This is a genomic window from Nostoc sp. CALU 1950 (genome assembly GCF_051172895.1).
GTDB classification, from domain to species: domain Bacteria; phylum Cyanobacteriota; class Cyanobacteriia; order Cyanobacteriales; family Nostocaceae; genus Nostoc; species Nostoc edaphicum_A.
This window is the reverse complement of the sequence record NZ_JBDNJQ010000101.1, coordinates 1-22,154: the sequence shown is the minus strand read 5'-3', so window position 1 is coordinate 22,154 and position 22,154 is coordinate 1. Positions and strand designations below refer to the sequence as shown.

At 41.4% G+C, this 22,154-nt stretch carries 18 protein-coding genes; 11 read left to right on the top strand and 7 right to left on the bottom strand.

What is annotated here, in order from left to right:
- The first annotated feature begins 294 nt into the window (after nucleotides 1-294).
- Genes ABF638_RS24185 through ABF638_RS24175 form a run of 3 tightly spaced genes read left to right on the top strand, consistent with a single transcriptional unit; the run spans nucleotide 295 to nucleotide 1,391 of the window.
- Nucleotides 295-504, top strand: coding sequence for a DUF2997 domain-containing protein (locus ABF638_RS24185; RefSeq protein WP_012406943.1), 210 nt, complete (start codon nucleotides 295-297; stop codon nucleotides 502-504).
- 39 nt (nucleotides 505-543) lie between these two features.
- On the top strand, nucleotides 544-930 hold the full coding sequence (locus ABF638_RS24180; protein ID WP_012406942.1) for a DUF1257 domain-containing protein: 387 nt from the start codon (nucleotides 544-546) through the stop codon (nucleotides 928-930).
- The gene (locus ABF638_RS24175) at nucleotides 930-1,391 is read left to right on the top strand and encodes a ferredoxin (protein WP_069069208.1); all 462 of its coding nucleotides are present in this window, start codon (nucleotides 930-932) and stop codon (nucleotides 1,389-1,391) included. Before ABF638_RS24180 ends, ABF638_RS24175 begins: the two co-directional genes overlap by 1 nt.
- Before the next feature lie 128 nt (nucleotides 1,392-1,519).
- On the opposite strand, the gene ABF638_RS24170 is transcribed toward ABF638_RS24175, so the two are convergent.
- The 3 genes from ABF638_RS24170 to ABF638_RS24160 all read right to left on the bottom strand — a co-directional run bounded on the left by ABF638_RS24170 (nucleotide 1,520) and on the right by ABF638_RS24160 (nucleotide 4,546).
- Nucleotides 1,520-1,804 (bottom strand): YiaA/YiaB family inner membrane protein, encoded by a 285-nt coding sequence (locus ABF638_RS24170; protein WP_069069207.1) that lies wholly within the window; start codon nucleotides 1,802-1,804, stop codon nucleotides 1,520-1,522.
- A gap of 270 nt (nucleotides 1,805-2,074) precedes the next feature.
- Nucleotides 2,075-3,727, bottom strand: a complete 1,653-nt coding sequence (locus tag ABF638_RS24165; RefSeq protein ID WP_435025475.1) for a DUF4335 domain-containing protein — start codon at nucleotides 3,725-3,727, stop codon at nucleotides 2,075-2,077.
- A gap of 213 nt (nucleotides 3,728-3,940) precedes the next feature.
- Nucleotides 3,941-4,546 (bottom strand): DUF3038 domain-containing protein, encoded by a 606-nt coding sequence (locus ABF638_RS24160; protein ID WP_069069205.1) that lies wholly within the window; start codon nucleotides 4,544-4,546, stop codon nucleotides 3,941-3,943.
- A 686-nt stretch (nucleotides 4,547-5,232) separates the two neighbouring features.
- Here ABF638_RS24160 and ABF638_RS24155 point away from each other — a divergent pair.
- A complete protein-coding gene (locus tag ABF638_RS24155; protein WP_435025474.1) occupies nucleotides 5,233-5,469 on the top strand; it encodes a substrate-binding domain-containing protein in 237 nt (78 codons plus the stop codon).
- Here the strand turns inward: ABF638_RS24155 and ABF638_RS24150 are convergent.
- The gene (locus ABF638_RS24150; RefSeq protein WP_435025473.1) at nucleotides 5,438-6,325 is read right to left on the bottom strand and encodes an aromatic ring-hydroxylating dioxygenase subunit alpha; all 888 of its coding nucleotides are present in this window, start codon (nucleotides 6,323-6,325) and stop codon (nucleotides 5,438-5,440) included. The two genes, ABF638_RS24155 and ABF638_RS24150, sit on opposite strands and share 32 nt — an antisense overlap.
- A gap of 425 nt (nucleotides 6,326-6,750) precedes the next feature.
- Nucleotides 6,751-7,350: a hypothetical protein gene (locus ABF638_RS24145; RefSeq protein ID WP_435025472.1), complete on the bottom strand. Its 600-nt coding sequence runs from the start codon at nucleotides 7,348-7,350 to the stop codon at nucleotides 6,751-6,753.
- Nucleotides 7,351-7,689: 339 nt separating this feature from the next.
- On the opposite strand from ABF638_RS24145, the gene ABF638_RS24140 reads away from it, so the two are divergent.
- Entirely contained in the window at nucleotides 7,690-8,607 is a 918-nt protein-coding gene (locus tag ABF638_RS24140; RefSeq protein WP_435025471.1) for a lysylphosphatidylglycerol synthase domain-containing protein, read from the top strand.
- A gap of 6 nt (nucleotides 8,608-8,613) precedes the next feature.
- Here ABF638_RS24140 and ABF638_RS24135 read toward each other — a convergent pair whose 3' ends face one another.
- Nucleotides 8,614-9,933 (bottom strand): hypothetical protein, encoded by a 1,320-nt coding sequence (locus tag ABF638_RS24135; RefSeq protein ID WP_435025470.1) that lies wholly within the window; start codon nucleotides 9,931-9,933, stop codon nucleotides 8,614-8,616.
- Nucleotides 9,934-10,988: 1,055 nt separating this feature from the next.
- Between ABF638_RS24135 and ndhL the strand changes: the two genes are divergently transcribed.
- The 6 genes from ndhL to hetF all read left to right on the top strand — a co-directional run bounded on the left by ndhL (nucleotide 10,989) and on the right by hetF (nucleotide 19,650).
- Nucleotides 10,989-11,201, top strand: a complete 213-nt coding sequence (ndhL, locus tag ABF638_RS24130) for an NAD(P)H-quinone oxidoreductase subunit L (RefSeq protein ID WP_292760199.1) — start codon at nucleotides 10,989-10,991, stop codon at nucleotides 11,199-11,201.
- Nucleotides 11,202-11,225: 24 nt separating this feature from the next.
- Nucleotides 11,226-11,537, top strand: a complete 312-nt coding sequence (locus ABF638_RS24125) for a DUF3007 family protein (RefSeq protein ID WP_181930689.1) — start codon at nucleotides 11,226-11,228, stop codon at nucleotides 11,535-11,537.
- Between the two features lie 115 nt (nucleotides 11,538-11,652).
- Nucleotides 11,653-12,480, top strand: a complete 828-nt coding sequence (gene trpA, locus ABF638_RS24120) for a tryptophan synthase subunit alpha (RefSeq protein ID WP_435025469.1) — start codon at nucleotides 11,653-11,655, stop codon at nucleotides 12,478-12,480.
- Nucleotides 12,481-12,722: 242 nt separating this feature from the next.
- Entirely contained in the window at nucleotides 12,723-13,391 is a 669-nt protein-coding gene (locus ABF638_RS24115) for a heterocyst differentiation related protein (protein WP_435025468.1), read from the top strand.
- Nucleotides 13,392-14,451: 1,060 nt separating this feature from the next.
- Nucleotides 14,452-15,186: an FHA domain-containing protein gene (locus tag ABF638_RS24110; RefSeq protein ID WP_435025467.1), complete on the top strand. Its 735-nt coding sequence runs from the start codon at nucleotides 14,452-14,454 to the stop codon at nucleotides 15,184-15,186.
- Nucleotides 15,187-17,103: 1,917 nt separating this feature from the next.
- Nucleotides 17,104-19,650, top strand: coding sequence for a cell division protein HetF (gene hetF, locus ABF638_RS24105; RefSeq protein ID WP_435025466.1), 2,547 nt, complete (start codon nucleotides 17,104-17,106; stop codon nucleotides 19,648-19,650).
- A gap of 204 nt (nucleotides 19,651-19,854) precedes the next feature.
- On the opposite strand, the gene ABF638_RS24100 is transcribed toward hetF, so the two are convergent.
- A partial coding sequence (locus ABF638_RS24100) for a COR domain-containing protein (RefSeq protein WP_435025465.1) occupies nucleotides 19,855-22,154 on the bottom strand: 2,300 nt, incomplete at its 5' end.

The window sequence follows — 22,154 nt, the reverse complement described above, 5'->3', positions numbered from 1 at the left end:
TGCTGGCTATACTACCTCTAACGCTTATTCTTAGGACTTTTGCAGCTTACCTAGCTACCTTCAGTTATTACCTTGACTAATCAAGAAGGTTAAGAGAAACTAACTAAATACTGATGCATCTGCTTATAATATTAATAAGTTTTGTAAAGATTCTGAGACATATATGTTGAAAGATGGAACATTAGTTAACAAATGGCAGGTTTGTATCTAAGTAAAAATGTTCCTACGGCTATATTTATAGCCTTCTGCTAAGGCAGTACAATTCAAGCGTACTTATCCTGGTTGGCCAAAAGAATGGAGACATTAGAGTTCATAATTTATCCAGACGGTCGGGTACAAGAGAAAGTCACTGGCATTGTGGGTGCTTCTTGCGCTGAGGTTACAGCAGCAATAGAGGCACAGTTGGGGCAAGTACTTAATCATGAGCCAACCTCAGAATATTTCGCCGCCAAGGTGCAGCAATCTAATGTGGCGAATACACACACCACTTACAGCGATTGGTAAGTTTTCACAGTAGTTTAGTGTTATTAATTCACAACCACCATGTCACACTTTAGCCAAATTAAGACTCAAATCCGTAACCTTGATTCTTTGAAAGATGCTTTGACTGAATTGGGCGTAGACTGGAAACCCGGCCCACGCGAAGTCCGTGGCTATCGCGGTCAAACCCATCCTGCGGAAGTTAGTATTGAGCAGGAAAATGGCTATGACATCGGTTTTAGATGGAATGGCAAAGAATATGAATTGGTGGCGGACTTGCAATATTGGCAACAAGACCTGTCTGTGGACGGATTTTTGCGCCAGGTAACACAGCGCTATGCTTATCAAACAGTTGTGAAAGAAACCGCTCGTGTTGGCTTTCAAGTTTCTGAACAACAAAAAAATGAAGATGGTTCAATTCGCCTGGTAGTACAGCGCTGGAGTGCGTAATGGCTGATTTTCTGCCGTCGCCGGAAGAACAAGAAGAGAACCGTTCCGGTTTGGAACCAGAATTAGGGGGTTTCTTACGGGATGCCCCAGAACGTTCTGGTTTGGAACCGGAATTGGGCGGTGTGCTGCGCCAAAATGGTGTTTATGTTGACGAAATCACCTGTATTGGTTGCAAGCATTGCGCTCATGTTGCGCGTAACACTTTTTACATTGAACCAGATTACGGGCGCTCGCGCGTGGTTCGCCAAGATGGGGACGCTGAGGAACTTATCCAAGAAGCAATTGACACATGTCCAGTTGATTGCATTCATTGGGTTGATTACACTGCACTGAAAAACTTAGAAGAGGAGCGCAAATATCAGGTAATTCCTGTAGTGGGTTATCCGGTAGAACAGGCCGTGGCAGCTAGCGAACGTCGGCGTAAAAAGCAAAAGTTAAAGACCAAAAAATCCCGTTATTAAGATAAAAACAAACGTTAAATCAATATAATAAAGGACTGGTATCTCCAGTCCTTTAGTTTTTCGTAATATAGTTAATTTCTAACAGCTTTTTAGTAAAGCCTTTTAATCTAAAATTGCTGTGACTGGCTTCATTTTAAGTTTAAAGGATCGTGCTGTGAAAGCAATTTTTCTACTTTCGCTTCGTCTAACCTAGCAGTTAATCTTCTAGTTTCGTGCAAGTCTCTAGTAGTTTTTGCCAAAGTAAAAGTTGAGCCAACAGAAAAAGCTAAACCCATACCCATAAATCCTTTCACCCAGCTATTCACAGGTAAATTTACAATACCGAAGGTGGTCATAGAAATAGAAATCACAAAAGCTGCCCAAGTTTGAATAACCCAAGCTGGACTGTCTTTTTGAGTACCAATTGTTTGCATATTTCCTATCTTTGATATGAGTTATTTGTACCAATTCGTAATTAAGAGGCGTAGGATTTAATCTGAGCCTCTAAACTTGTATTAGATAGTTTGATTTTAGAGAATTGGTGTTAACAATAATTGTATTGATGGGTAGGTTTACTGGTATCAATAGTAAGACCAGTTTGATAACTGTACTCCAAAAAGCAAGCTCAAGAACAATTGGATTAAATAAAAACTGGCACAAACTTTGTACCAGTTTTACAAGTGGCATTAAACAGATTAGTTTACTTATTCATCTGGAAAAGTCTGTACCTTGCCATCAGGACTGAGAACAACTCGAATTCTGACATTTTGTCCGCCTCTATTAGGGGAAACAAAAGGTTTACCCACTTCAGGCATCCCAGTGCTATCAACAAATTCTCTTGCTGGCTTATTAAGGGGAAAAATTCGTTCAACTGTGCCGTCAACGCTGACTATCAAACTGTACTCTAATGTTTGTCCTAGTCCAGTGGGTGGTTGCCAACGCTTTCTTAAGTATTCTCTAGCTTCTGCTACTTGAGGTGTATCAAATAATGTGCCAGTAGCCACTTCTGTGGATGTGGGGGGTTTGCGTCCGTCCCCTAATTGATCGATAAAGGGATTGTTCTCCGCAGTTCTAGAGGAAGGAAGTTGTGAAGCAGGTTTTTCTCCAGGAGAAGGTTGCTGTAGAGAACTGATTCTTTCGTCTAGCTGTTGTGAGCTTATTGAAGGTGGTTGGGTAGGGGTATTACCAGCACTATTATTGGGTATATTGCCAAGAGATGGGGGAACTACTGGTGAGATATTAGTTGGTAAGCTGCCTGCATTAGCAGATAATCTAGGTGGCAAATTCCGCAGTTGAGGCAGAGTACCAGCTTGAGGATTTGATCCTGTAGGGTTCTGTCCCAGATTTGGTAATATGGCAATTTCCTGACCTGGGATTTTGCTGGATGGTGCGTTAGCATTCGCGGAGCGTCTCGTAGAGAAGCTCGTCGAAGGCAGCGCTCCATTAGTGGGAAGAGTTGAAGTCGTCCCTGGAGGTATTGTCAGTGCATTATTTGGAAGTAGAGATGGCGATGTAGAGAAACTAGAATTAGGTGCTGTTAAGGGTGCTTGAGGCAAACTAGATGTGGAAAGTGGAGGGGTGGAACCTAACAAATTATCTGATGGAAGGATGATTCCGGGTTGAGGCGTGGGAAAGTTTAGTGAGGGTGAAGGTTCTAAAGCAGCCTTTATCGCTTCTGGATCTGATGTTTTAGCTGTCTCCTGTTGCTTTTCCCTAATGGTATTAGCATATTGCCAAGTAACTGGTAAAAAACCTATACCTAACACTAATACTGCGGCAATAGGTGCCCAAGCCGGGAATCTCAGAGTCGAACTCGTGCTGTTGAGAGTTGGGAGTGCCATAACATCAGTTGAGTATTCATCTAAAGCACTTGCCAAATCAAATAGTTGCAGCAGACTGAGTTGAATTACGGGGCCAGATGAGTGATTGGCGAGAGAACCGAGAAATAAATTGTGAGTTAAATAGCTGCTGGGTTCTAAGTGAATATTTGCCCCTGGAATCTGGGTACTAAAGGAATTTAATGTTTTTGTTGAAGACTTTAATTCCGGCTCATCCAGTGCTGTGTTTGACTCTTGAGTACCGGAGAAACTGACCCAAAAGCTTTCTGGAGACTGTTGGAGGAATTCTTGTACATAGCTGGTGACGGCATCACATAAAGCTTCGAGTTGTTCGCGATCGCCCCGAATTGGAACTCTGTGTTCTTCTGGTAGTCGGGGATCATCAAAACGTAGCTCAAAGCTTAGGTGTTTGAGGACAGTTTTCCCCATCCAACGGGACAGAGGTGAACTTTGCGCGAATACTTCTAGCGTGCAAGTCGGCGGTGTATAGCAACGAATGACAGAATTTGATAGAGGCATGACAGGAACTGCGAAGAAGACTATTTGGGATTTTGCAAAAAATTGAACCAGTTGCTTGCAAATAAAAGTTGAAAAAGCGGATTCCTCCACTCAGAACTTTCTCAGGTTCCTTGCGTAGTCCATTGCCCAAGAGCTAACGACCATCAAAAAAGTTTCCTGATCTAGCAAACAAATCACAAGCAAATTTTGGTTGAGAAATTTCAAATCTAAAATTTAAAATTTTGTTGAACGGTCTATAAGTGCTAGCCAGAGACGGCGATGCCCACCAGGAGCACTGTAAAAAAGTAAATCTACAAGCAGTTTTAGGGCCAGGTTGGTTAGTAAATCCGTTGAGATTTGCTCGTCCTCTTCCATCCGCTCTTGGTAGGTGTTGCAAAAAGCATCAATATAATCTCCAAGTAAAGCAGCCTGGTGAGGTTCCCGGTTATTTTCTGCCATTTGTTCCAACAAGCCGACAGCGCGGCGAATCAATTCCTGGTGCTGTTTGGCTAGGTAGCAGATGATCAGAACAAGCGATCGCGCTTCTTCAACATCTAGCTTTTTTCGCCCTCCTTGACCTTTGCGTAGGGGATTTGATTGGCGCAGTCGCCATAAAGCTACGCGGTCTGGCACTCTTGACTCTAAATTCAGATCAGTTGCCGCCGAAAGCATTGCCTCTGAACCAATCCCAGTTAAGGTTTCTAGGGCCAACAGCACCAAGTCTAATTGGGTTTTGATATTGTCCCATTGAACTGTGTTTGGGGCTGGAAGCTTGATTAAATCCTCCCACTGGGAATTTGGAGTGGCTGAGTTGGCGGCCGAGTGCATAACTTTTAGCATAGGTGATCAAGCTGATAGGGGATGTTGCTGTTACCCATTTTGAAACCAGACTCTCAAGCATCAAGCTTGGTTTCCCATAGCTATGAGCCAGAGGCTTCAGCTAGATTTTTTCTATGTGGTAAACAGCATGTATCTTTGTCCTACTCTAGATGAAAATTTATTTTTGACAAAGTAGAAAATTATCAATTCTAGTTAAGGTTTACCCAACTTTCGCTGCTAGTTCCGTACCAGAGTATAAATAAACAATTGTTTTGAATCCTAACTGCTAATTACCCTCAAGTAATTATGTAGAATACCTCTTAATTTGTTTACGGGTTTAAATTTTGAAATTTCTTGATGTTTATTAATTGGTCTTTATGTATACATAATTACTATACAAATATTTTGGCTGTTTGCTACAGGCGCTTTTTGCTGCTGGACAGCACTTTCACTTGTGTGCAGCCTGTTATTTCATTACAGGCTGGGCAACATCAGGACGATTGATGCATTCTTGAAACTGATGACAAGCTGAAAAATTTTATCAAGTCAGCGTTTGAAGATGTTGGCTAATTGATTATTTCCAACTTAGTTGGTATTATATCTTTAATCACAAACTACGCACATATCAAAACTCATTTATTACTTTGATGGGTAGAGATAATGGCTAACTCACTGAGTAGTAATAATAACCCAATAATATAATAACGATGAAAAAGCATTTTTTTGCCTTTTCATTGATAGCTTGTGCTGTCAGTGTAATTCTGCCAACTCAGGTATTAGCAGTTAAGTTATACGGTGCTGGTAGTTTGCGGGATAGCCTCACAGAAGTAGCTGAATCTTTTAACGAGAAATATGGGGTTCCGGTAGAAACGCGATTTGGCCCATCTGGGTTAACACGAGAATTTATTAGGTCTAACTACGCCATCGAAGTGTCTTTTCTTTAATTGGGTTAACAAAAGAACGCCCCTGTATTTGAGACTTGGCAAATTCTGCTTTCAATCTATAATACCAACGGGCTTGGGCATCGGCATCTCCAACTAAAGTTAAGGGTGGATTATGTTTCAAGCCGATTTGTTGTTTAAGCAAAATTTCTTGATCTTGATTGAGAAAACTGCGCGTAAACCATAGTAACAATGGCTGGAGAATCGGAAACCAAGGTAAAGTTGTGTAAAACATAGTTGTTTCCTCAGTCTCAGTTTCGGAAATGGGAGTAATTGCTGTTAAGTTACAGACTATATGTTTATCAGTGGACACCCGCTCAATACGAATTCCTGGTAAACGGAATGAGATTTCAATCTGTGGATTGTGTCCAATCAAGCGATAGAACAAGGTTTGTTGTTCTAGTGGGTGCTTTCGCATGGTAAAGCCGTACAAAGATGGTTCAAAGGTTTTGACTACTTCCTTTAGTGTTTCAGGGGAACGCCACCACCACGCCTGGTGAACGAAAGCAATATGAGCAGGATCGATCAATCCAACTACGGCGTGATCAACATCACAAGAAAAGCGTATGGACTCAACGCCTTGGTGGCTTTGATCGGCAAACTCAGGGATTCGTGGGATTTCTTCTAGTATTAAGGAAGTGTCATCATTTGACATATAAATCCAAATATTTCCTTGCGCCTCTTGTATTGGATAACTTTTGGTTTCACTTACCTTGGCAATAACTGTTCCTGAGCGATCGCGACTAAAAATTATTAGCTCATTTAAGAGGGTTTTTGAAATTATTTGTCCAGATTTTAGCTGCTTACTGGGTAATGCATAGTACCAAGTATTTCTTAAAAACAAAGGTGTTTTAGCCATATTTAGAATTGGAATTAAAGCAATTGTGCGATCGCAATTTGTGAGTCTAGTTTAAATTAATTCAGGAGAGATATGTTGCGAAAACAGTTTAAGACATAAAACACATCTGTTCTCAGTTGACGGATCACACTGCTATTTAGTTCAATTCTAAGCAAATGAGTGTATTCTATTCATTTGGATGCGATCGCTTTAACCGCACTTTGGGTTAAGCGAACCAAGCGCAGTGGTTCAACCATTTAAAACCTCAGCGCGATCGCTAAAAACGGTAGCTTATAATACTTTATCCTTTTATTGCAGATTGTTACATCGCTTAAATGATTATCTAAAACTCAAAAAAGCCTGCGTAGACAGGCTTTGTTTAGGTAGCCCCAGACTAAAGGTCTGTGGGCGCTTTCATATTCTTGTAAGAGATTGAATGACTAATTTCAATCAACGTTTCTAACTGCCCCCTTAACTGCATCGCCTGCATCCTCAGCTGTGCGCTGAACATTTTTACCAGCATCTTCAGCCCCACGCTGAACATTTTTCGTCAAATCTTGGGCTGCATTCTGGGTATTACCCTTCAAATTTTCAAATCCACGCTGAGTCCCCTTAACAACACCTTCCCGTAACTCCTCAGCGGAACTACCAATATCTTCACCTAGATTCTTCACTCTTTCACCGACAGGTGTACCTTGTTGAAAATTACGGCTATATTGCTCTCGGCTGTCAATTCCCTTTTGCTCAATGTTTCTTTGAGCATTTTTCACTAGCGCCTCAGCCCTGTCATTTGCTGCCTTTTCATCTCTCGCTCTAGGATCTACATCACTAAAGTTATTTATCCCACCAGCAGGAGAAGAGAGAGGATAATCTTTTGTGGCATCGTATCGTTCGATATTAGGTGCTTGAGCGCCAGGTTGTGGTGGCTGTGTTGCTACTCCCGGAGCACCACAAGCCTGCGCCATAAATAGAAACATTCCTGCTAAAAGAACAGTTAAAATTTTCAAGGGACGGATGTTTTTCAGCCAATTCATTGCTTTTTTCATAGTTCTAACTCCTTGCATTTTTGTGACTAAGTTAAACTTCAACCAAGATGGTATTTGGAATTATTTTTGTATCCGAAGTCTTCAGACAGAAATAATAACTTTCATTAATGATATGAATAATGAAAGGAGTTTTACATCTAGCGCAAGTCACATTTTAATTAGTACAAAAATAATATTTTTATCTAACTATAGGGAGATATAAACTAAGTTAATATGGTTGTCGTCAAAAGAACTACATCAAGTTGTTTGATACTTCAAAAGCTTTGGATATATAGCTTATATACCATAAGATTTGAGGTATTCAGCCCTTGTTGTTCTAACCGTTAAATTACTAAATTCATGAAACAATTTTTACGCTGGATAATTTTGGGAGGAACGCTGTTTTTTTTGGGGAAAGCTCTGAAGGATAATTGGATTGAGGTGACTGCTATCCGCATTGATGAGGTAGGATGGGCAATTATGGCGATCGCTACAGGGGTCACTTTATTAGCTCATACTTGGGCAGGCTGGATCTGGACTTGGATTCTACAAGAGTTAAATCAACCTGTATCATCTCCCCAATTTATCCAAGTTTACCTAAAAACGAACATAGCTAAGTATTTACCAGGTAATATCTGGCATTACTACGGGCGAATTGTCGCCGCCAAAAATGCCAATGTTTCTGCTGGTGCAGCCACCTTAAGCGTTTTGCTAGAACCCCTACTCATGCTAGCGGCTGCTTTAATCATCATTGTCATCAGCAGTAGCCAATTTGCGGCAGCGAATACTACCCTCGTTTTGCAAATACTACAATTGCTGAGTTTAGTTGTAGTCCTTTGTGCGATTCATCCTTGGTTTTTAAACCCAATTATTCGCTTTTTACACAAATTAAAAGCAAAAAAGTCTGCTGCTACCACTGAACCAACCGTTCCCTTCAGTCTTAAAAGCTACCCCCTACGACCTTTGTTAGGAGAATTGGGCTTTATGCTACTACGCGCTACTGGGTTTATACTAACTATCTTCGCCCTGAGTTCGTTGAATGCGAATCAAATTCCTTTGTTGTTAGGGGCTTTTAGCTGCGCTTGGTTATTGGGGCTTGTCATACCCGGTGCGCCTGGTGGGTTAGGTGTATTTGAAGCGACTGCGTATGAACTTTTACGACACCATTTTCCATCTGCCCTAGTATTTAGTGCGATCGCTCTATATCGCCTCATTAGTATTCTAGCTGAAACTGCGGGTGCTGGCCTCGCCTGGTTAGACGAACGCCTTACTAAATAGCAAAACTCATTTTTTTCTATCTACCTTCATTTGTGAAAATACACGATAACCATCCAGATTTAACTGCGGATTACTGCTTTGTTCTTCTTCCATCTTAATCAAGTTATATTCCACGTTTTCTGCATAAATTGCAAACGTGATATTAAAAATTTCCATAAAATTAATTACTCCCTTGCATTCCTCTTCCGAATACTTTTCATAAAAACGAATCAGATGAGCAATCCGAGTTTCTAAATGTCTGCGAGAATTTTTACAAATCAAAATAATTTTTAATAGTACAATCACCAATGTTAGAGAATGACCTTGGTTAATTAATAGTATAAATAATGATGAAGGCTCTTTTCCATTTTCTATTGTCAAACAATCAATAACTCGATTACAGGTTCTCAAAAATAGTTCTTTAGTTATAATTTCTTGATTATAGTCCTTTTTCCATAAGGATAAATTATCTGCAAATTTCTGTCTCCAACTCTCTACTGATTCTTGATTTTCTACAGAAAAGAATAGATATTTTTCCAAATTTATTTTAAATTCTTCCAGAGTTTGATTTTGAGTTTGCTTGATAAATATATGGGCAATATTTTCATGGCTAAATACACCTCTTTTTAAGACAATGGCTTTTATTAGCCTCAGAGCTTGGTCTCCCAAAACACTGGGATTTTTATAGCGTGTCGTGCTTGATACAGCAGATTGAGAACGAGCGATATACATTGCTAGTTCAAACTTAAATTTGTCTTTTATCTGTTTAGAAAGCCTCCTAGCAGCCTCTTGTTGCTCTATGGGATTATTTTTATTAACAGATTGATCAATTAGTAAATAGGATGTATAGCGATTAGCCCAATGACCTTTAGATGATTCCTCGTATTTAGTAGCAAATAATTTTAGTTCTTGGTAATCTTTGCTGCTAACAAAATTTTCTAGCCAGTTCTTACAAATTTTTACGACTGGATGATTATTAGTCTTTATCTTCAGATTTTCATTAATAAATAAATTAACTAATTCTTGGATATATTTGTCTTTTCGATTACTTTTCCAATTATTAACTATGATGTAGCAACACCGTTTAAGTGTATTGTATAATTCCTGTTCGTTATCATCTAAAAAAATGCTGTATATTCCAGGTATATAATCTGAATCCTCTGAATCAAGACCGTCTATAAATAAACCTTTGAATTCCCGTAAAACATCCTCTGGTGACAGTTTTTTGACAATTTCCACGAAGAAGCTATAAACCTCCTCTTGTGCAATTTGCACATTTAGCTGTCTAGAGTTAGACATAACACAATGGGGATTTTCCTGACTGATTGATAAACTATTAGCGGTCATTTCAGTTATCAGGACAAAAAGGCTTCCTGTTCATATTATTACCAGCTTAACCTTGGTAAACAGTAGTATCAATCTATTCTTCAGAGATTCAGTAATCTTTTTACATAAATTTGATTAACTAAGACTATAAATAAAGTATTAAAGACAAATTGTTTAATACTTCATGAAATAGTTCAGTGAAATTACTTAATTTTACTTATAAAAGACCATGCATAAAGATATGGGCGAGTTAATCTATGATTAGATACAACTCGCCCATAATTTTTATGTAAGCTTTTCCGTATTTTAAATTTTTAGTGGGGGTGGAGGGACTTGAACCCACACGACCTATTACGGTCAACGGATTTTCATTCTCCCGCAGTTTTCACTGCTACCTGATGACAATAGCCAAGTTCAGGTTTTAAGAATTGGACTCTCCCTTTACCCTCGACTTAACGTTAGGGTAGCTCCCGTCGGGTCTCTGCACCTTCCGAGTAGTTATGAGTTAGGAGTTAGGAGTTAAGAGTTTTAAATTTACTCACCACTCAGCACTCATGACTCAGGACTTTCTTCGGCTTGGCTCAGGATTGCCATGTCTGTCACCAGATTTAGGTTTCCCTGAGTTTGAGAGCTTCCACTTGAGGGATTTCTCCTTCAAGGCTCAATTATTTAAGTCCGTAGCGTCTACCATTCCGCCACACCCCCGCAGGTGTTTGGTAATTAACTAGATATAAACCTAGTTATTTTTTGGAGGCAGCAAATACCGCCTTATCTATTCCACCATCAATTGTGTCTTTTGTCCAACTAGATTGAAAATATTTTTTCTAGATTGTGCGATTGCTTCCCAAATCGGAAGTTTTATTCGTAATCAACCTAGATGAGTTTCTCATCTTGTATGACTAAAGCATTTGTTTGCTAGTAGATTTACGATAATAGCATAAAATTAGCTTTTATCAATCAATCTGGATATAGAGGAGGAATTATGCCGCAGTAATGTTGAAAGCATCATGACTATACTTCCCTCAGTTAGGCTGTTCAGCCTATGATGGAAAACAGATGCTTAAGACTTGAAAGTTATGATTGTCGCCCTACTGTATCTGATTTTGGCTGGAGCTTACCTTTTGGTAATCCCCATTGCTGTCTTGCTGTACCTGAAGCAGCGTTGGTATGTAGCTAGCTCCATCGAGCGTGTATTCATGTACTTTTTGGTGTTTTTCTTCTTTCCGGGTCTGTTGGTTCTATCGCCGTTTGTAAATTTCCGACCTCAACGGCGACAAATTCAAGTTTAACGAAATTGGTAGGTCATAACTCTCATGCGACGGATTGACGCTATTGGAATTGGCTTGGGTGTTTTTATTGCCGGCGGATTGGCTTATGTAGGATTGCAGCTAGTCGGCTTGGATAATCAGAAAGCTGGTATATGGAGCCAAGTCTTACTAGTCAGTGGGTTAATTGGCTGGTTAGCGACTTATTTTTTCCGGGCGGTGGGACAAAAAATGACCTACCACCAACAGCGGGAACAGTATGAGCAAGACTTTCTGCAAAAGCGGCTAGACGAGCTTACTCCTGAAGAACTCGCACGAATTCAAGCTGAAATAGAACAAGAAGAGCAATCTCAGGTGTAAAGTTATCATTGGTCAGTTGTTATTTGTCCTTTGTCATTAGTCATTTGTCCTTTACTAATGACCAATGACTAATGACCACTGACCAATGACCACTGAGTATTGACACTTGACTAAAATGACTGCAATTTCTGATTGCTTTGAAACCCTTGGGCGGAATCATGAGTGTGCTCTGATTCCGTTTATTACTGCTGGCGATCCAGATTTAGAAACAACAGCAAAAGCTTTGCAGGTTCTAGATCAAAGTGGAGCCGATATTATTGAACTGGGCATACCTTATTCCGATCCTCTAGCTGATGGGCCAGTAATTCAAGCTGCTGCTACCCGCGCTCTACAAAGGGGAACAAAATTGGAGCAGGTACTGGAAATGTTGCAAGGGATTACTCCCAAATTGCGATCGCCTATTGTCCTGTTAATCTATTACAACTCAATTTTGCATCGGGGAATTGAAAAATTTCTTCAGCAAATTTCCGCTGCTGGGGTCGCCGGATTGGTAATACCTGACTTACCCTTAGAGGAAGCAGCAGGCTTGCTGCAAGCAGCTAGTGAGATGGGAATTGATGTCATCTTGTTGGTAGCTCCCACCAGTTCTGCTGAACGGATAGAAGCGATCGCTCGTTCTTCCCAAGGGTTTATTTATTTAGTCAGCGTTACAGGGGTTACAGGAGTGCGATCGCAACTGGAAAACCGCGTGTCAGATTTACTCCAACAAATTCGTAGTGTTACTGATAAACCCATCGCTGTCGGCTTTGGCATCTCCGAAGCTGCACAAGCTCATCAGGTAATGGAATGGGGCGCAGATGGAGCGATCGTCGGTAGCGCTTTTGTGAAACGGCTAGCAGAAGGAACACCAGAGCAAGGACTAAATGCGATCGCCCAATTTTGCCAAAGTCTCAAGGCAGCCATCAAGACCACCAACACCAGCATAAATACTCCTCTTGATTAGACGGAGAAAGTAGATTAAAAAAGTATAACAGTGTAGTTTTTCTATCCTTGCTTGGTAGACAATTTGACCATTATGGTCTTGAATATTAACATCAGATATCATGATGTAAAAAAACTAGCTGATATAGTCGCTTATAGTTTGAGTATTATGTGAAATCAAGTAGGCATAATTTATGAGTGTGAGTGTGAGAGTGAGTCAGTCACAAATGATTATAGTTACGTCGCAATCGAGGAGCAAAGGCGATGAGTGAGAGTATGGCGTTTATCGGCGGGGTCGCCGTAGCTGGGCTGGCGGCTCTCGTATTGCTCAAAGGAACAAATACCCCCCTACAACCTAACTTTGCTGTTGCTCCGCAAATGCCAGGGACTGTAGTAGCGCCGGGAATGCAGCCACAAATGTATTCTCCTTATAACCCTTATGCGCCGCCACCAGTGTATCCCGGTCAGGCTCAACCGCCGACTGCTCCCAATACTGACCAGCGCTTAGAGATGGAGAAACTGAACGCGCAAATGCAGCTGGAACGTTTAAAAAACGACAATGAACAGCTAAAGTTGCAAAATCAACAACTCCAAGGGCAAGTCCAAAATTTCAATACTCAGCAGCAGTGGCAATTAGCCCAGCAAAATAACCAACAAAAAACAGCAGCAATCCAGCCGCAAAGTTCTTGGTGGTCTTCACCCATGCTTTGGGCAGTGGGAGGCGCAACTCTCACTATTGGTGGTGGTGTTGTCGTCGCAGGGGTGTTGGCTTTGTTCTCACCACGTCAGCGTCCAGCCCGTACTGTACAAGTTATTCACCCCTACCAAGGAAATACACCACCCTTGGTTCCAGTCCGTCGCGCTGAGTTTCTGCCTGCTTCACGGATGGAAGCAAGAAGAGTTGAAGCCCCAGAATACGATGAAATGCACTAATCAGGAAAATTAAACCACAGATTAATACGAATGCACACAGATAACTTATCTGTGTGCATTCGTTGTTTAAAATCATCAACAAAGCTTTTTACAAGGTTTATATCTAGCCGTTTCCAAGTTTTAAGTGTGGTATGTCATCATATTGGAACGGCTCGCCTGGGTGCTGTGTCCGTGCCGCATCTTGGGGCTTTGGATCTTTTGTGTTGAGTGCGATTATTGCTTTTTTTACTCAACATAAAAGGTAAGTAATGAACCGGATTTTATATTAGAGGTTGTTTGAAAAGTATTGGGCGAATATAATTCTTTACTACACAAACGAACGCGAACAGCGTCTCGCAGAGAAGTCCACCTGCGTGGACTAACGAGAAATGAAGTTTTTTAACCCGCGCAGGCGGGTTTTGTCTGTGTAGCCGCGACTTCTAATCGCCCGGCGAGTAATAAAGTAGACTTTTCAAACATCCTCTTAGAGTTTGGACTATCTTTACAGATGAGTTCTTTTTATTGGAGCCGATTATTTAGATTAGCAAATATAGCCTATGTGTTTTTTAAAGTATCCGTTAGTTGTATTTTTATTAAAAATTTTAAACTACTTTTTTATAAGGATCGCAAGGCTTCTATTTTCTCACTGAATTGGAAAATTTAGCCCTGATCATTCTCGATACAAAACTCAGATTTATTCAGAATTGACCAAATATATAAATGTTTGGGTTGATCGATAGTCATCACTCTCACAAATGTTAAGAAAGATCCAATTATCTAGCAAAAATACGCAGGTAATTGTTAATTCTTAATGAAATCTTTATGATTTATATCTGTTACAAATAACAAATGATTATTTACAATAAACAATAAAGCATCATAAGAATTTTTGATAAATATTTTCATGCTTTTTATGGCTAGAAACAACAGGGAATCTCGCACCTAAAAGTTGTAAAACATAACGTTATTAAGCCACTCAAGTTTTCAGATGGCAGCGGGAAGTGAAAAATCAATTATCCCTGATTGTGGGCTGAAGTAAAATATTCAAAACCGAAATCAGGTAGTACAAGGTTTACGTATAATGGCTGACTTTGCACAAACGGAAATAGAACGGCGATTAACTTTATATCAGGTATTCCTCAAGTTGTATGAACACCACAGCAGCCTTCTAGATGAAATTCTTCAGCTAGAAAACCTATCTCAACCGTCCTTGACGAGAGTAAAGGCATGTTACGTACATGGTGTAGTGGATACTGCTGCTGTTTATTTGATGACGAACTTGTGCGACAATCAGACTCAAAGTTTACGACAGCCACAGCGGATCTGGACAATAGGTCGGAATCGCACCAGCGGTATTTATATTGCTGATAGTTATATGTCTCGTCGCCACGCTGCTATTCAACATATTGACGAGCAAGGCTTTTACTTAATAGATTTCAACAGTACCAATGGTTCCTTTGTGAATGGCGATCGCGCTGTTGGGCCGATCAAGCTCAAAGATGGCGATCGCATTCGTCTAGGCAATATGACTTTTGATTTTTTTGTGAATTATACCTGCCGTGTTTTGCCAACTGTCGCAATGGATTTATTGATGCAACTTGTGCATCGAAAGAACAACCATACATTAGAAATGCTTACTTATTCCCAGAATAGACAAAGACCTCTAAATGAAAAACCAGATTCTAATTTAGAGACTTTCAGAAATTCCGCACTATTTGAGAAGCATGGAAATTGGTATGAAAACTTCAGTTCAGAGCAGAAATCAGAAATTTTAGACCGCTTTTTCAGCAGACAAATACCGTCTAATCTCAGCTAAAAATTTGGTAGATTATGTCTGACCTTTCACCACTAAACTTGGGTATTTGGAGGAAATATTTGCTTGAATTTTCCCCCCTCCCCTTGGTGTAACCCCATTCATTCACCAGCAGAATCATGTATTTGGGTATTTATGGGGTTCTCTCCACTGCTCTCTTTCCTCTTCTTTGACAGGAGGATTGCTAGCAGACAAACAGTTAAAGGTCAAAATATAGAAAAAAAATTAAGAATGTGATTAAATATCATAGCAATCATTTTGGAGTGGCATCTCTATCTCACAATAATAAAAAGAAAGCGATTCAGGGATTGAGTGAGACAGTTATGCTCTATCCTGACGATAGGAGGATATTCAAGGTCTACCAGCAGTATCAACAAGAATAGCGGTGCGCTCCAATATGGGTAGAAAATCCTGGAGCTATAGCCAAAAAAAACCCCCAGTGAGCCTTAGCCAACCAGGGGAGTTAGTTATCAGGGTGCATCTACCAATTAAATGTTCTCAGGTTAAACACCATACTCCGGATAAATTTGTAGAAAGGTCAGTTATTTTTTAAAATAAAAAAACCCCAGTTGGTGTTAGCCTACTAGGGGAGTGATTTATCAGGGTGCATCTACCAATAATATTTACTAGGGGCAGGCAGCATCTTCCGGGGAAAATGGTCAAAATCAAGGGTGATGGCGACGTCTACGCCGAAAAAATCCCCAGTGAACGTTAGCCACCCAGAGGAGCGAGTTATCAGGTTGAGTTATTTTTTAAAATAAAAAAACCCCAGTTGGTGTTAACCTACTAGGGGAGTGAGTTATCAGGGTGCATCTACCAATAATATTTACTAGGGGCAGGCAGCATCTTCCGGGGAAAATGTCAAAATCAAGGGTGATGGCGACGCCTACGCCGAAAAACCCCCAGTGAGCGTTAGCCAGCCAGGAGAGCGAGTTATCAGGTTCATTTATTTTTTAAAATAAAAAAACCCCAGTTGGTGTTAGCCTACTAGGGGAGTGAGTTATCAGGGTGCATCTACCAATAATCTTTACTAGGGGCAGCCAGTATCTTCCGGGGAAAATGGTAAAAATCAGGGTTGATGGCGACGCCTACACAACTAAAAAAAACCCCCAGTGAGCGTTAGCCAACCAGGGGAGTGAGTTATCAGGGTGCATCTACCAATAATCTTTTCTAACGTAAATGGGTCGCTACCGGATAAATTAGCAAAGTTGAAATGATTACTGTTTATTTATCAGAGAAAAACCTCAGAGGGGTTAGTTATCAGGACAGACCTACTAAGTTAAAGGTGGATTAGCTTACTTTCTTCATTAGGACTTACGCAAAACTACACGCGGTAGGGGCAATTCATGAATTGTCCCTACGGTAAAATAAGGGTTTCGGCTATTGTTTGCTTAAGTCCTATTCATAAAAAAACCCCCAGTGGGCGTTAGCCGACCAGGGGAGCTAGTTATCAGGGTGCATCTACCAATTAAATGTTCTAGGTTTAACCACCACGCTCCGGATAAATTTTTGAGAAAATTGATTGTTGTTGTGTGTCAAAAAAAACAAGAGTGGATATTAACTGCATTAGGGGAGTTAAAGATCAAGGGACATCCATCTACTAATCAAGTATTCTAGGATTAAGCACTATTTTCTGGTAGAGAATATCTGCGTCAGAAGTTGCTGTTGTTTGCCAAAATAAAAAAACCCCCAGTGGGTGTTAGCCAACTAGGGGAGTTGAAGATCAAGGTGCATCTACCAATTAAGTGTTCTAGATCCAAGTAATCCGATCCGGATAAAGTTGTAAAGGCAGAAAAACCAAAACAGCACCGAATCAGAAACATTCAGGGGTGGGATGCATCTAAGTTATTAGAGGGAGCGGAAAATCGACTTGAAACTTTCGCGTTTCAAACCAGATTTAGGAGGCGGACAGGAGAAGTTGTGACCCAGGAATTCCATATTTCCGTAACCCCAGTAGGGCAAAATGACTACTTGGTGCGGACGGAACAAGTCGCGCCTGGGGTACCATTGGCAGAAGAATTGGTGACTTGGCCTATAGCTGATTGGTTGATGGCTGCTGGGCATTTGATGAATGACCCGTTGAAGTCGGTGTTGCAAGGAGATCCATTCGCTTCTGGTGGGCATGAAAGCGATATCGCCAGAAACTCTGTGAATTTGGTGGCGTTGGGTCAACAATTTTATAACGCCCTATTTCAAGGCACTCTCAGAGATAGTTGGATTACTGCCCAAGGTATTGCCCAAAACCATCAACAAGTGCTACGTTTGCGCTTGGGGCTAAAAGACACTAGGTTAGCTCGTCTGCCTTGGGAAGTAATGCACGCAGGCGATCGCCCTCTGGCTACTGGGCCTTATGTGGCTTTTTCTCGCTTCCAAAGTGGAATTTTAGGGGCTTCTCCTTTGCGATCCCTGCGGGGGACTACGCCTACGCGAAATATGTCCACACTGCGTGAACAAGGTAGTGTCAAAGTATTGATGGTAATTGCTTCCCCTTCAGATCAAGTCCGCCTTGATTTACAGAAGCAGGAAGCTATCAAACTGCAAGCAGAACTTCACCGTCAAACATCACGACTGACTGAAGGTAGCAATCGGTTTCCAGAAATTGAACTGACTGTATTAGACCAACCAGGACGGGAAGAACTGACGCAAGCTCTAGAACAAGGCAGATACCACGTTCTCCACTACTCTGGTCATAGTAACTTAGGCGTCAATGGCGGAGAAATTTATCTTGCTAGCCGCAGAACTGGCTTAACAGAAATCTTAACTGGGGACGATCTGGCAGGTTTGCTCGTCAACAATAATATTCAAATGGCAGTGTTTAACTCCTGCTTAGGCGCGTACACTGCTGCGTCCGATCCCTCTGGAGATACTGGCGAACGTAACCTGGCAGAAAGTTTGGTGAAGCGTGGAATTAGAAGCGTTTTGGCTATGTCAGAACGCATTCCTGATGAAGTGGCATTGACCCTCACACAATTGTTTTACCGCAACTTGAGTCAGGGATATCCCGTCGATTTGTGCGTCAGTCGGATGCGCCAAGGCTTAATTTCTGCATATAGTTCTCACCAGATGTACTGGGCATTACCGATTTTGTATCTCCAGCCAGAATTTGACGGTTTTCTGAGTGAGGAAAGTGAGGTATCTGAAAGTGCGGAGTCGCTGAATCAGTATGGTTCGCCTTTAGGTATAACTTCTACGATGTACTCTGCTCTGGGAGATGATTCCGAGATGCCTTTAGGAATGGAGGAAATGATTCCTGCTGGTTTGGCGCGTGACTCTTCTGGGTTGGACTGGCTAGGTGAAGATACTTGGGGCGATCTGGTTGATGAAATTGAGTATGATGACCCAAGCTATGAAGAAGATTCTGCGATAGTTTCGGATTTGTTTCGTCAACTGGATAACCAAAAAGCTTCAGCTGAACCTGATCAACAAATTCGTGAAGATAGTTTTCACCAAAGCCAGATTTCAGAGGAAATGACTTCCCCAGAAGAGGAAGCCGATTTGTGGGGAGAAGTTCCACCACCGCCACCTCAAGTTGTGGGGAACTTTGAAGGAAATCGAGAAAAATCTGAGTTTTCGCGTAGGTATAGCCCGTCACAGGCATCGCAACCAGCCCCACTAAGGCCTCGTAACCGTCGCCGCAAGCTGTGGTCGATTGTGGGTGTTGTCGGAATCAGTGCGTTAGCAGCTGCGATCGCTTTAAATTGGTGGTGGCAAAATAGGCCCCAAGCAAATTTGCGTAATATACCAGCAATTCCCACCCAGTCTTTACCTATTCAAAAGCAGCAAAATATCGATTTAGAAACAGCAACTACTGGAATTGTCACCGCCAGCGCTACGGAAAAAATGAGCCAGGGTGACTTGCAAGGTGGGTTATTGGCTGTAGAAGAACTACTCAATCGTGGCGCATTGGCTGCGGCTGACACTGCCCTGAAAGTAATTCCCCCTAAACAAGCTGACGATCCATCTGTGAACTTTTTCAAGGGACGATTAGCGTGGCAGTCTATCCAAACTGGAGACAATAACTATAGCGTTGATGATGCCCGCCGTTACTGGGAAACTGCTGCAAAAGCTAAACCCGAATCGCTGTTGTATAATAACGCTTTGGGATTTGCTTACTATACAGAAGGTAATCTGAATCGAGCTAATGATTCTTGGTTCAAAGCTTTGAATTTAGCTCTTAAAGAGCAAAACTCAGACTCTAGCGCCGGAACATCTACAAATACAGCAGTCCCTCAAGATGCTTTAACTTCATACGCTGGTTTAGCTCTTGGACTGTATAAATCTGCACTTAGTCAATCTAGTGGGAAGCAGACACAGTATCTCAATGAAGCGATCAAGTTGCGGCAAATGGTTCTCAAGTCTGATCCTGTCAATTTCCAGGTAGATGAATTAGGTAAAAATTGGTTGTGGACGGAGAAGGCGATCGCAGATTGGCGATCGCTCCTTCAGGAAAAGAGTGAAGAACAGTAATATGTTGTGGTGGTGCGATCGCTTGCACACCAAAAAACTTTGCTTTCAGTATCCCTAATCAAGACAAACCTTGCATCTAAGAGCAAATACACCGTTTTCACACATCATACCAATTCACAAAAATCCTGATACATATAGATTTATCGTAGGGGCATGGCATTGCCATGCCCTTACTTACTACCGAGAGAAAACCTTTTCTATCTTTTACTGAGGGATTGCTGCTGCTTTGATCTTCTTACAGATATTCACCCAAGCTTTATTCTCTTCTGATGTGTTCAGGCTGTCTAAAGGTTGATTGGGAGGGTGCGCTGATTGATATTTTTCAATTTCTGTTTCTTCATAGCTGCTAGAACTCAAGGGTATCCAAATAATCGTGAGTCCTTTGGCTTGTGCCGCATTCAATAATGGGGGTAACTCATTCTCGTGAATAAAGTCTGATGCTAGAAAGTTAGGGCTAACCAACAATACTGCTATTTTTGCTGCTGCTAAAGCATTTTCAATTTCTTTACTCCACTCAGCACCAGCTTGGATTTTGGTATCGTCCCACACAAGCAGATTTTGGTTGCGAATTATTGGTTTGAGGTGTTTCTGAAGTTTGGTAAGCCATTCCTGATCTTGATGACTATAGCTGATGAAAACTTCAACCCCTAACTGCTCTACAAGCAACCTCTCTTTATCTTTATCTATCACATCATCAATTAAGCTTAAAACATTCACTTTTTCAAAGCTAATATCACATTCAACATCATATTTTTGTTTAGCAAGGCGATTTCTTAAATTTTCAAGCTTATAAAAATGTGGCTCTTGGTTATCTTTGCAGGTTTCACAATTACAGGGAATTAACTTGTTGTACTTCAATCGCTTGTAGGAATCATGAATTTTATCGAGTTCATGTGTAACTATGGTCATCAAATCTCTTTTATGACGACCTGAGACTCGAATCTTAATCTCCCGCTTGCCGTAATATTCAATCACCTCTGCCTTCGTCTGGTCTTTACTGAGAACAACGCCGCTTTTCCATACACATTGTTGTTCATTCATCAACTCATGCATGGCGACGATGAACTGGGTGATGATGCCCTTGGGCATAAACTCGTAAGTGTAACGCAGAATCAGGTTGTTAGTTTCATTCCAATCATAAGTAGGTTGATTAGCAGATAGCAGTTGTGGGGCAATATACTTTCCTTGGCTTCTAGGAATTTCGTAGCACAGCTTGAAGTTGATCATCAGGCGCAATAGTTCATCATGCATCGTGGCGTATTCGTCTTCACACCAGATGTTTGCCAAGTCAGACTGGGTGAAACTGCCTAGATTGCTAATCACCTTTTTATTATCCAGCACTTTGTAGACTGCATCAGTTCCCCACTTGGGTTTGAGGATAACAGTCTTGTTCAAAAGTGGGTCTTCCTGGAAGTGCAAGCATACTCCCAAATCGTGCAGATAGCTGCTCAACTGCAACTTATCATTTCTTTGGGTGAAGCCATTTTGTTGGCAGATGTTCAAGTATTCATCCAACCTGATGTAATTGCGTATATCACTCTCCAAAGCTTCCCGGACTCTAACCCAGGTTCTTGGGAGCGGACTGCCAATATGGGGCAGGTTTTGAACGTAATGCTTGATTTTTTGTAAAACTTGTTCTAAACCTGTGTTGTTAGCAAGGTTGGTTGGTAAAATCTCCTTCAAATTAGCAAACTGCCCCCGCAACTGGGGTTCATTAATCTCCCAAGGATGTTTTAGCTTCTCATTTTTGATGATCAGTAGCGGACTGTTATCGCTGAACAGTTCCACCACATTCAGCCAATAGTGGAAATTGGTATCTTCCTTGCGATTATCTGCTACTAGGGCATAGAGTGAACGGTTGGTAAGGAAAAACTGGTGAGTAGCATGGTAAATCTCTTGTCCCCCAAAGTCCCAGATGTTGACTCGAAATTCTCGTCCATTTTCCATTGGGAAATACCACTGGATAACCTCAATTCCCTTGGTAGAGTCCTCGTTTAGGAGTACATAATTTGGATCTTCAATCTTTTTCGCCAGTGTTGTTTTCCCTGCTCCGCCTTCGCCGATAATTAGTAACTTTGCTTCATATATATAATCTGTACCTTCTGCTTGCAGTTGTCGGAAATAATTCTGAATTGCCTTAATACCTTGTTTAACAATTTCTGGTGGCGGCTTTTCGATGGGGTTGCCGACTAAATCCAGGTCAGTGAGTTGTTGCAGGCGGGTGATTGCTTCTGGCAGCGTCGTTAATTGGTTGTGGCTTAAATCCAGGTCAGTGAGTTTTTGCAGGCGGGCGATCGCTTCTGGCAGCGTCGTTAATTCGTTGCCGTTTAAATACAGGTAAGTGAGTTGTTGCAGGCGGGCGATCGCTTCTGGCAGCGTCGTTAATTTGTTGTCGTATAAATCCAGCCAAGTGAGTTTTTGCAGGTGGGTGATCGCTTCTGGCAGCGTCGTTAATTGGTTGTAGCTTAAATCCAGGGAAATGAGTTGTTGCAGGCGGGCGATCG

Bases quoted from the DNA above. Each gene is read 5' to 3' on its own strand.
- ABF638_RS24185 (WP_012406943.1), top strand. From the start codon at position 295: ATGGAGACATTAGAGTTCATAATTTATCCAGACGGTCGGGTACAAGAG.
- ABF638_RS24180 (WP_012406942.1), top strand. From the start codon at position 544: ATGTCACACTTTAGCCAAATTAAGACTCAAATCCGTAACCTTGATTCT.
- ABF638_RS24175 (WP_069069208.1), top strand. From the start codon at position 930: ATGGCTGATTTTCTGCCGTCGCCGGAAGAACAAGAAGAGAACCGTTCC.
- ABF638_RS24170 (WP_069069207.1), bottom strand. From the start codon at position 1,804: ATGCAAACAATTGGTACTCAAAAAGACAGTCCAGCTTGGGTTATTCAA.
- ABF638_RS24165 (WP_435025475.1), bottom strand. From the start codon at position 3,727: ATGCCTCTATCAAATTCTGTCATTCGTTGCTATACACCGCCGACTTGC.
- ABF638_RS24160 (WP_069069205.1), bottom strand. From the start codon at position 4,546: ATGCTAAAAGTTATGCACTCGGCCGCCAACTCAGCCACTCCAAATTCC.
- ABF638_RS24155 (WP_435025474.1), top strand. From the start codon at position 5,233: ATGAAAAAGCATTTTTTTGCCTTTTCATTGATAGCTTGTGCTGTCAGT.
- ABF638_RS24150 (WP_435025473.1), bottom strand. From the start codon at position 6,325: ATGGCTAAAACACCTTTGTTTTTAAGAAATACTTGGTACTATGCATTA.
- ABF638_RS24145 (WP_435025472.1), bottom strand. From the start codon at position 7,350: ATGAAAAAAGCAATGAATTGGCTGAAAAACATCCGTCCCTTGAAAATT.
- ABF638_RS24140 (WP_435025471.1), top strand. From the start codon at position 7,690: ATGAAACAATTTTTACGCTGGATAATTTTGGGAGGAACGCTGTTTTTT.
- ABF638_RS24135 (WP_435025470.1), bottom strand. From the start codon at position 9,933: ATGACCGCTAATAGTTTATCAATCAGTCAGGAAAATCCCCATTGTGTT.
- ndhL (WP_292760199.1), top strand. From the start codon at position 10,989: ATGATTGTCGCCCTACTGTATCTGATTTTGGCTGGAGCTTACCTTTTG.
- ABF638_RS24125 (WP_181930689.1), top strand. From the start codon at position 11,226: ATGCGACGGATTGACGCTATTGGAATTGGCTTGGGTGTTTTTATTGCC.
- trpA (WP_435025469.1), top strand. From the start codon at position 11,653: ATGACTGCAATTTCTGATTGCTTTGAAACCCTTGGGCGGAATCATGAG.
- ABF638_RS24115 (WP_435025468.1), top strand. From the start codon at position 12,723: ATGAGTGAGAGTATGGCGTTTATCGGCGGGGTCGCCGTAGCTGGGCTG.
- ABF638_RS24110 (WP_435025467.1), top strand. From the start codon at position 14,452: ATGGCTGACTTTGCACAAACGGAAATAGAACGGCGATTAACTTTATAT.